Below are 438 nucleotides of genomic sequence, written 5' to 3' on the forward strand. Positions count from 1 at the left end.
GCTGCCCCCCAGTCACCTCCTTGGGCAACCCAGTTATCAGAGCCCAGCCGTTGCATCAGGACTGCCCATGCATTGGCAATGCGGGATGTATTCCAGCCGACCGCCTGAGGCTTGTCGGAAAAACCATAGCCGGGGAGTGATGGTACTACGACATGAAACGCGTCCTCTGCCGTACCGCCGTGTGCCTCAGGATCGGTGAGCAGCTCGATGACGTTCAAGAACTCAATAACTGAACCTGGCCAGCCATGCGTGAGTACAATCGGCAGCGCATGCTCGTGCTTGGACCGCACATGTATGAAATGGACCCCCAGGCCAAAAATCGAAGTTCGAAACTGCGGAAATGCATTCAGCCGTTGTTCTAACCGCGTCGGAACGTAAATGTCTCGCCAATAAGCCGCCAATTCCTTGATTTTGGCTAATTGCACGCCTTGCGACGAG

General features: G+C 55.3%; 1 protein-coding gene. It reads right to left on the reverse strand.

The genetic code is table 11. The annotated features are described in order from the left end of the window. Window positions 1-438: epoxide hydrolase family protein (locus BGN95_RS13535; protein ID WP_286772977.1), on the reverse strand; the 438-nt coding region annotated here is incomplete at both ends.

It is taken from the genome of Sphingomonas sp. 66-10 (genome assembly GCF_001897045.1).
Classification (GTDB): domain Bacteria; phylum Pseudomonadota; class Alphaproteobacteria; order Sphingomonadales; family Sphingomonadaceae; genus Sphingomonas; species Sphingomonas lycopersici.